The sequence below is a fragment of the Mesorhizobium sp. M7A.F.Ca.US.005.03.2.1 genome (assembly GCF_003997795.1).
Taxonomy (GTDB): domain Bacteria; phylum Pseudomonadota; class Alphaproteobacteria; order Rhizobiales; family Rhizobiaceae; genus Mesorhizobium; species Mesorhizobium ciceri.
The window spans coordinates 1-5,691 of the sequence record NZ_RZRP01000399.1 but is presented as its reverse complement, the minus strand read 5'-3'; the positions used below and the strand labels follow the sequence as shown (position 1 = coordinate 5,691).

At 64.3% G+C, this 5,691-nt stretch carries 6 protein-coding genes and 1 pseudogene; 5 read left to right on the top strand and 2 right to left on the bottom strand.

The features are described 5' to 3' along the window. From EN991_RS21145 to EN991_RS21135, 3 genes and pseudogenes are all read left to right on the top strand, one after another. A pseudogene (locus EN991_RS21145) lies at positions 1–336 on the top strand (insulinase family protein); the annotation flags it as partial. Between the two features lie 74 nt (positions 337–410). Further along, on the top strand, positions 411–1,838 hold the full coding sequence (locus EN991_RS21140) for a pitrilysin family protein (RefSeq protein ID WP_127369476.1): 1,428 nt from the start codon (positions 411–413) through the stop codon (positions 1,836–1,838). Next, positions 1,835–2,704: a patatin-like phospholipase family protein gene (locus tag EN991_RS21135; protein WP_013532353.1), complete on the top strand. Its 870-nt coding sequence runs from the start codon at positions 1,835–1,837 to the stop codon at positions 2,702–2,704. Before EN991_RS21140 ends, EN991_RS21135 begins: the two co-directional genes overlap by 4 nt. Positions 2,705–2,745: 41 nt before the next feature. On the opposite strand, the gene EN991_RS21130 is transcribed toward EN991_RS21135, so the two are convergent. After that, the gene (locus tag EN991_RS21130; RefSeq protein ID WP_064994145.1) at positions 2,746–3,288 is read right to left on the bottom strand and encodes a dihydrofolate reductase family protein; all 543 of its coding nucleotides are present in this window, start codon (positions 3,286–3,288) and stop codon (positions 2,746–2,748) included. Between the two features lie 179 nt (positions 3,289–3,467). Beyond that, positions 3,468–4,037 carry an elongation factor P gene (gene efp, locus EN991_RS21125; RefSeq protein WP_013532351.1) on the bottom strand — a complete coding sequence of 190 codons (570 nt, stop codon included), beginning with the start codon at positions 4,035–4,037 and terminating at the stop codon, positions 3,468–3,470. 117 nt (positions 4,038–4,154) lie between these two features. Here efp and epmA point away from each other — a divergent pair, with 117 nt between their 5' ends. Then, the gene (gene epmA / locus EN991_RS21120) at positions 4,155–5,195 is read left to right on the top strand and encodes an EF-P lysine aminoacylase EpmA (protein WP_127369475.1); all 1,041 of its coding nucleotides are present in this window, start codon (positions 4,155–4,157) and stop codon (positions 5,193–5,195) included. Positions 5,196–5,307: 112 nt separating this feature from the next. Next, positions 5,308–5,691 (top strand): FAD-dependent oxidoreductase (locus EN991_RS21115; RefSeq protein WP_127369474.1); only part of this gene is annotated, 384 nt, incomplete at its 3' end.

Here is a 5,691-nt window from a genome sequence, read left to right as displayed (position 1 = left end):
GCGCCGCGCGGCGATGCCAGGATTTCCGACGTCGAAGCGGCAGTCGATGCGGAGGTGGTGCGCATCGTCAAGGATGGCGTGACGCCATCGGAACTGGAAAAGGCCAAGGACCGCTATGTCAGGTCGATGATCTTTGCCCGCGACAAGCAGGATTCCATGGCCAACATCTACGGTTCGACGCTGGCCACCGGCGGCAATGTGCAGGACGTCCAGCAATGGACGGACCGCATCCGCAAGGTCACCGCAGACGAGGTCAAGGCGGTCGCCGCGCGCTATCTGGTGCTCGCCCGGTCGACGACCGGCTATCTCTTGCCGCAGCAACAGGCGGGGAATTGATGATGACGAACCAGCACCGCCGCTCTCTCCCTTCTCCCCTTGTGGGAGAAGGTGGCCGAGCGAAGCGAGGTCGGATGAGGGGTGTTCCAGCTTGGCGCCGACGGCGCTCCGTCACCCACCCCTCAACCGTCTCGGCGCTGCGCGCCGATCCACCTTCTCCCACAAGGGGAGAAGGAAGGGCGCTCGCCGCACTCACCACCCTTTTCCTCTCCATCCTCTTCCTCATCCTGCCGGCGCTCACCGCGCGGGCCATGGAGATCCAGTCCGTCACCTCGCCAAAGGGCATCACCGCCTGGTTGGTCGAGGATTATTCCGTGCCGGTCGTCGCCATCCGCTTCGTCTTTGGCGGCGGCTCGACGCAGGATCCTGTCGGCAAGGAAGGGCTGGCCAATCTAATGACCGGCCTGTTCGACGAAGGCGCCGGCCCGCTCGATAGTGAAGACTTCCAGATCAAGCTCGACGATGCCGGCGCCGAGATGAGCTTCGACGAGAGCCGCGACGGCATCTACGGCTCGATGCGCATGCTGGCCGAGCAGCGCGACCAGGCCTTCGACCTGCTGCGGCTGGCGGTCAACGAGCCGCGCTTCGACCAGTTGCCGATCGACCGCATCCGTTCCCAGATCCTGTCCGGCATCATCGCCGGCGAAAACGACCCGGACACGGTGGCGCAGAACAAATGGGCGCGCGCCCTCTATGGCGACCATCCCTATTCCCGCTCCGATCAGGGCACCAAGGAAAGCATCGCCGCCATCACGTCCGATGATCTGAAAGCCCTGCACAAAGCGGTGTTCGCGCGCGGCGGCCTGCATGTCGCCGTAGTCGGCGCCATCGACGCGGAGACGCTGAAGAAGAAGCTCGACATGGTGTTCGGCGACCTGCCGCAGAACCAGGCGCTGAGGCCTGTGGCCGATATCGACCCGAAGCTGGCGCAGCATATCGAGGTCGACTACGACCTGCCGCAGACCTCCCTGCAGCTCGCCTTTCCCGGCGTGAAGCGCAAGGCGGCGGATTTCTTCCCCGCCGTGCTGATGAACGAGATCCTCGGCGGCGGCACCTTCACCTCGCGCCTGTTCCAGGAAGTGCGCGAAAAGCGCGGACTGGCCTACAGCGTCAACTCCTCGCTGATCAACCAGGACCACGCCAGCGCGTTGATCGTCAGCACCGGCACCCGCTCCGACCGCGCGGCCGAGACGCTGGGCATCGTCCGCGATGTGGTCAAGCAATTGGCCGAGCAAGGCCCGACCGAAGCGGAACTGGCGGCGACCAAGAAATACATGATCGGCGCCTACGCCATCAACAATCTGGACTCGTCCAGCGCCATCGCCTCGACATTGGTCGAGTTGCAGCTCGACGATCTCGGCATCGACTACATGCAGCGCCGCGCCGGCTACATCAACGCGGTGACGCTCGAACAGGTCAAGGCCGCGGCGAAAAAGCTGCTGACCACCGAGCCGACCATCATGGTCATCGGCCCGAAACTGGCCGGAGCCGGCAAGGGATGAGCCCCACCTTCGGCATCGCCTTCGGCGGCGGCGGCGCGCGCGGGCTGGCGCATATCCATGTCATCGAGGCGCTGGACGAGCTCGGCATCAAGCCGGTGGCCATAGCCGGCTCGTCGATCGGCGCCATCATGGGTGCCGGCATGGCATCGGGTATGGCCGGCAAGGACATCCACGACTACGCCCGCTCGATCCTCGGCCGCCGCGCCGAGGTGGCCAGCCGCATGTGGCGGGCGCGGCCGGGCACGATAGCCGAAGCCATGCAGAACGGCATCCGCGTCAGCCAGTTCAATGTCGAGCGCATCCTGAAAGCCTTTCTGCCCGAGGCCATCCCCGAAACCTTTGCCGAGCTGAAAATCCCGCTGAAGGTGACGGCGACCGACTATTTCGGTCACAAGCTGGCCGTCTTCGAAGACGGCGACCTGCACTCCGCGCTGGCGGCGTCAGCGGCCATTCCCGCCGTGTTCCGTCCGGTGATGCGAGACGGCAGGCTGCTGATCGACGGCGGCATCTACAACCCCGTGCCGTTCGACCTGATCGAGAACGACGCCGACATCATCATCGGCGTCGACGTCGTCGGCGCACCGGAAGAGGCCGACCGCAAACAGCCGACCTCCGTCGACCTGATGTTCGGCGCCACGCAATTGATGATGCAGTCGATCATCGCCAACAAGCTGAAGCAATGCCGCCCCGACATCCTGGTCCGCCCGGCAGTGTCGAGATACCGCGTCCTCGATTTCCTGAAGATCGACGCGCTGATGAACGAGACGGTGGATATCAAGGACGAACTGAAGCGGCAGGTGGAGAAGGCGGTGGAGGCGAGGAATAGCGCCGCCATCAAGGGGAGACGGGGCAAGCAGGTCGGGTGAGGATGCATCTTCCCCATTCGATCTGAAAGGCTCCAACCGATTTACGACTTCGCCGCCACCGGCGCATACTCCAGCGCCACAACGCCGTTGCTGAATGGCATCGCAGAAATCAATTCCAGCGCCACCGGTTCGCCGCCTGGGAACAGCGGCTTGCCCTGGCCGACGGTGCCGGGATAACTGAGCAGCCTGACGCGGTCGACCAGGCCATGGCGCAGCAATTCCTGCGCGACGCTGAGGCTGCCATGCACATAGATGTTGCCGCCGCTGCCTTGCTTCAGCGTCCTGACCGCTTCCGGCAGCGGTCCCTTCAGCAATTCGGCAGGCTTCCAGTCGAGCGCCTTCAGGCTGTTCGACGCGACATATTTCGGCAGCGCGTTGAACCGTTCGGCAAAATCTCCGGTTTCCGTCGGCCAGGAGCCGGCAAAGATCTCATAGGTCGTGCGCCCCAAAAGCATGGCGCCGCTATCGGCAAGCTCGTCCTCCTTGAACCTGTTCATCTCGTCGTTCCAGGTCACGCTTGGCAGCTTCTCGACCTCGGCAATACCATCAACGCTAATGAATTCGGTGACGATAAGTTTTCGCATGGCGTTCTCCTTCTTCGCTCAAAGGACGGACCGCGCAGGGTGTTTGCGACATGCTTCGTGAAAAATATCGCTGTGCGGGCGGAGGCGCCGCGTTCAAGGGGAGACAGCGGAAGAGGACAAGGGTGAGCCCTGGTGAAACGCAGGGCTGGCCGGTAAACCCGTAACCCCACCGCTCGTCTTCAGTCCTTCGCCCGCTCCACATAAGCCCCATCAGCCGTCATCACCACCACGCGGGTGCCCGGCGCGATGTGGGGGGGCACCAGGGTGCGTACGCCGTTGGACAGCACGGCCGGCTTGTAGGACGACGAGGCCGTCTGTCCCTTGGTCGTCGGCTCGGTTTCCACCACTTCGAAGGTGGCGCGCTGCGGCAGCACCAGGGAAATGGCAATGCCGTTGAACTGCGACACCTGCACGGCCATGCCTTCCAGCAGGTAAGGTGCCATGTCGCCGACCACGGCTTCCGACACCGCCACCTGGTCGTAGGTTTCCGGGTTCATGAAGTGAAAGCCTTCGCCGTCGCGGTAGAGGAAGGTGTGCTCGCGCTCTTCGACATAGGCGCGCTCGACCTGCTCGGTGGTGCGGTAGCGTTCCGAAACCTTCACCCCGTCGCCGATGCGGCGCATGTCGAGCTGCGTTACCGGCGTGCCCTTGCCTGGGTGGATGTTTTCGGCAAAGAGGATCACATAAAGCTTGCCGTCCTTGTCGACGACATTGCCTTTGCGGAGCGAACTGGCGATGACTTTCACCACGGTTTTAAATCCTGCAAGAAGAGTTGACTGGCGTTTGCCGGCTAGTGCGGCGCTGGATGGGGGCCTACCGCATCTTGGCCGCCGCCGCCAGCCCCCTTCCACCATGTTCCGAGCCGCATGACCGAAGCTTCGCCCTGGTGGACGCCTGACGTTCACGCCGACCGCCGCCCGCGGCTGATGCTGCGCAATGGCATCGCCGCCGGCCTGCGCGACTGGTTCGCCGCCCATGATTTCGTCGAGGTGCAAACGGCGGCGCTGCAGGTCTCGCCCGGCAATGAGGCGCATCTGGCGGCTTTCGCCACGGAAGCGGTCGGGCCGGACGGTGCAAGGGCGCCACTCTATCTCCACACCTCGCCGGAATTCGCCTGCAAGAAGTTGATCGCCGCCGGTGAAACCAGGATTTTCAGCTTCGGTCCGGTCTATCGCAACCGCGAGCGCGGCCCCTTGCATCATCCCGAATTCACCATGCTCGAATGGTACAGGGTGGGCGAGGCCTATGAGAGCCTGATGCTGGATTGTGCGGCCTTTCTGGCGCTGGCCGCGACAAGGACAGGGGCGACTCTTTTCTCTTTCCGGGGCCGCGACTGCGATCCGTTTGCCGAGCCGGAACGACTGACGGTGGCGGACGCTTTCGCCCACCATGCCGGCATCGACCTGCTGGCCACGGTCGCCGCCGACGGCAGCACCGACCGCGACGCGCTGCACGCCGCCTTGACCCATGCCGGCCTGCGCACCGCGCCCGACGACAGCTGGGCCGATCTGTTCAGCCGGGTGATGGTGGAAAAGGTCGAGCCATTCCTCGGGCAGGGGCGCGCGACCATCCTGTGCGAATATCCCGTCGCCGAGGCGGCACTGGCGCGGCCGAGCCAGCGCGACCCGCGCCTCGCCGAGCGTTTCGAGCTCTATTGCTGCGGCGTCGAACTCGCCAACGGCTTTGGCGAACTGACCGACGCCGACGAGCAGCGCCGGCGCTTTGTTATCGAGATGGACGAGAAGCAGCGCGTCTATGGCGAGCGCTATCCGCTGGACGAGGATTTTCTCTCAGCCCTTGCCATCATGCCGCCGGCCAGCGGCATCGCACTCGGCTTCGACCGGCTGGCGATGCTGGCGACCGGCGCGCAAAAAATCGAGGACGTGATCTGGACGCCTGTCGCCTGAGGGCGGAAAGATCTGGCCTATTCGATTCCAGGGATCAAGACTGGACCGTGACCCCGAACCAAGAGACCACATGATCGGTACTGGATTTCAAGGTCAATCGGGAAGATCTACAGTGGCTGCTTCTGAAACGGTCGAAATCGCCATTGTCGGCGCCGGAGTTGTCGGGCTGGCGACGGCACTTCGCCTTGTCGCGGACGGCCGCGAAGTCCTGCTCATCGATCCGAACGAGCCGGGCTCAGGCGCGTCGTTCGGCAATGCCGGAACGATCGCCGAATATGCCTGCATGCCGGTCGGCACTCCTGCGGTGCTGCGGGCATTGCCAAAGCTGCTGCTTGATCCCGACAGCCCGTTTTCGCTGCGCTGGCCGGCGCTGCTGCAGCTGGCGCCATGGCTCGTTCGGTTCATGCGGCAATCGCTGCCGGCGGCCACCCGGGCCAATGCACTGGCGCTCGCCGGACTGCTGGCCGACGCCCTTCCAGCCTGGGAAGACATGGTC

Excerpts from the sequence above, each read along its gene's own strand:
- EN991_RS21140 (WP_127369476.1), top strand. The coding sequence starts at position 411 with ATGAGGGGTGTTCCAGCTTGGCGCCGACGGCGCTCCGTCACCCACCCC.
- epmA (WP_127369475.1), top strand. The coding sequence starts at position 4,155 with ATGACCGAAGCTTCGCCCTGGTGGACGCCTGACGTTCACGCCGACCGC.
- EN991_RS21135 (WP_013532353.1), top strand. The coding sequence starts at position 1,835 with ATGAGCCCCACCTTCGGCATCGCCTTCGGCGGCGGCGGCGCGCGCGGG.
- EN991_RS21130 (WP_064994145.1), bottom strand. The coding sequence starts at position 3,288 with ATGCGAAAACTTATCGTCACCGAATTCATTAGCGTTGATGGTATTGCC.